This window comes from Methylobacterium sp. WL103 (assembly GCF_008039885.1).
Classification (GTDB): Bacteria; Pseudomonadota; Alphaproteobacteria; order Rhizobiales; family Beijerinckiaceae; genus Methylobacterium; species Methylobacterium cerastii.
Genome location: NZ_VRUX01000549.1, coordinates 1 through 2,784, shown reverse-complemented (window position 1 = coordinate 2,784; position 2,784 = coordinate 1). Strand labels below are relative to the sequence as shown.

Here is a 2,784-nt window from a genome sequence, read left to right as displayed (position 1 = left end):
CCGCACCCGTCTCGCCGCGCTGAACCGCGACCGCGCCGCGACGGGCGACTTCCCGCTGCGCGTGGTCGTCGCGCTCCATGCCGGCGACCTCCTGGTCGGCGTATTCGACGACGGCTTGCGCGCCGAATACACCGTGCTCGGCCCAGCGATGAACACCCTCGCCCGCCTCGAGACCCGCGCCAAGGCCGCAGACCTCGACATCGCCGCCTCCGAGGATTTTCTGCGGCTGCTCGGGCCGGCCCTCCCGGACGGCGCGCGGGCCGAGCCTGTGGCGGAGGAGGGCGACGTGCACCCTGCGCTCTTCGCCATTGCGGATGCCGCCTAGGCTGGGTTCGCCTTCGTCGAATCTCGCCTCCGCCGAAAAGTGGTCTTCCCTCCCCCTCTGCGGGAGCTCGATTCGTCAGCGCCTCGGATCACGCGTGAGTTCCCCCTCTCCCCGCTTGCGGGGAGAGGCCCGGCTGCACGCCGTCGTGCAGCCGGGAAGCGGAGGCGAAGCGACGGTGAGGGGGCGCGAACGGAAGAGTCTCTTCCGAGTCGCCCCCTCACCCTCGGCTGCCGCCTCGCCGCGACGACGACGAGGTCGTCGCAGCCCTCTCCCCGCACGCGGGGCGAGGGGCGAGGGGCGAGGGGCGAGGGGATGCGCGGAGACGTTCCCAGAAACCCCGTTCCGCCCTTCAGCCCAGCAGCTTGTCCAGCGTGATCGGGATCTCGCGCACCCGGATGCCGGTGGCGTGCCAGACTGCGTTGGCGATGGCGCCGGCCGAGCCGGTGATACCGATCTCGCCGACGCCCTTGATGCCCAGCGCGTTCACGTGGGAATCGTCCTCGTGCACCAGGATCGCCTCCATGGCCGGCGTGTCGGCGTTCACCGGCACGTGGTACTCGCCGAGGTTGTCGTTGAGGAAGCGGCCGGTGCGGGCATCCATCGCCGCGTGCTCGTGCAGCGCGAACGACATCCCCCAGATCATCCCGCCGTAATACTGGCTGGTGACGAGGCGCGGGTTCACGATGCGGCCGGCCGCGAACGCCCCGACGAGGCGGGTGACCCGGATCTGGCCGAGGTCGGGGTCGACCTTCACCTCGGCGAAGACCGCACCGTGGGCGTGCATGGCGTAGGTCTTGGCGGCGGCCGGGTCGGTCGAGGCCTTTCCGGTGGCCGTGAGGCTCCCGCGGCCGGCACGCGCCAGGATGTCGGCGTAGACCTCGCTGCGGCTCTCGTCGTCGCGGCGGAAGAGCCGGCCGTCGCGGGCGACGAACCCGGCGTTGCCGGCCCCGTAGAGCGGGGAGGCGGGGTCGTTGGTGGCCAGCTCTGCGAGCTGCGCCACCACCGCCTGGCCGGCCGCGTGGATCGCTCCGCCCGCGGTGGCGGTGTGGGCCGAGCCGCCGGCGATGCCGGCGTTCGGCAGGTCCGAGGAGCCCATCTTGAAGGTGAGCGCGTCGAGGCCGATCCCGAGGCCGTCGGCGGCGATCTGGCCGAGCGCCGTCCAGGCGCCCTGGCCCATGTCGTGGGCGCCGACCTCGATCGTACCGGTGCCGTCGGCGCGCAGCTCGGCCTTCGCCTGCGCCTCGAACATCAGCGCCGGGAAGGTCGCGGTGCCCATGCCCCAGCCGACGAGGAGGCCGTTCGCGTCGCGGGTCTGCCGCGGCGCCTTCGGCCGCGCCGACCAGCCGAAGCGTTCGGCGCCGCGGGTGTAGCACTCGCGCAAGGCCTTGGACGAGAACGGCTTTCCGGAGATCGGCTCGACCTCGGCATAGTTCGCCAAGCGGAATTCCAGCGGGTCCATGTCGCAGGCCAGCGCCATCTCGTCGATCGCGCTTTCCAGGGCGACGCTGCCGGCGGCCTCGCCGGGGGCGCGCATGAACAGCGGCGTGCCGGTGTCGACCCGCACGGCCTGGTGCCGGACGGCGATGGCCGGGCTGGCGTAGAGAGTGTGCGAAACGCCGCCGGCCGGCTCGAAGAAGTCGTCGAACCGGCTCGAGGCGGTCAGCGTCTCGTGCTCCAGCGCCGTGAGCTTGCCGGCCTCGTCGGCGCCGAGGCGGAAGCTCTGCCGGGTCTCGGCGCGGTGGCCGACCGGGCCGTACATCTGCGAGCGCGCGAGCACGAGCTTGACCGGCCGGCCGACGAGGCGCGCGGCCATGCAGGCGAGGATCTGCGGACCCGAGATCAGGCCCTTCGAGCCGAAGCCGCCGCCGAGGAACGGGCTCTCGATGTGGATGTTCTCCGGCGGGATGCCGAACAGCCCCGCGAGGCGCCCCTGCGCCATCGCCATGCCCTGGCTCGGCGTGTGGAGCGTCAGCCGGTCGCCGTCCCAGGAGGCCACCGCCGCGTGCGGCTCCATGGCGTTGTGGTACTGGGCCGGGGTCGCGTAGGTCGCCGCGATCCGCCGGCTGGCCGTCGCGAGGCCCGCCTCGACGTCGCCGTGGGTCTCCTCCGGCGGCTGGCCGACGCCGATGCCGGGGGGCGTGAACGGCGGCTCGGCGTCGAGCCCGATGCGCGGCGTCTCGGCCTCGTAGCGCGGGTTCAGCAGGCGCGCGCCCTCGGTGGCCGCCTCAAGGGTCTCGGCGATCACCACCGCGATCGGCTGGTTGGCGTAGCGGACGGCGGAATCCTGCAGCAGGTCGAGGCGGAAGATGAAGCCGTGGGGCTTGTCGTCCGGGTGCTGGGCCAGCGCCGGGGCGTTGTCCGGCGTCATCACCGCGACGACGCCCGGATGGGCCTCCGCCGCCGCCACGTCGAGATGGGTGACGCGCCCGCGGGCGATCCGCGCGGCGCAGAGCGCGGCG

1 protein-coding gene and 1 pseudogene are annotated in these 2,784 nt (G+C 73.2%); one reads left to right on the top strand and one right to left on the bottom strand.

Features of this window, described 5'->3' with window-relative positions; genetic code table 11:
• Positions 1 to 325, top strand: a pseudogene (locus tag FV222_RS22140) (adenylate/guanylate cyclase domain-containing protein); the annotation flags it as partial.
• A 349-nt stretch (positions 326 to 674) separates the two neighbouring features.
• Here FV222_RS22140 and FV222_RS22135 read toward each other — a convergent pair.
• Positions 675 to 2,784: xanthine dehydrogenase family protein molybdopterin-binding subunit (locus FV222_RS22135; protein ID WP_147815651.1), on the bottom strand; the 2,110-nt coding region annotated here is incomplete at its 5' end.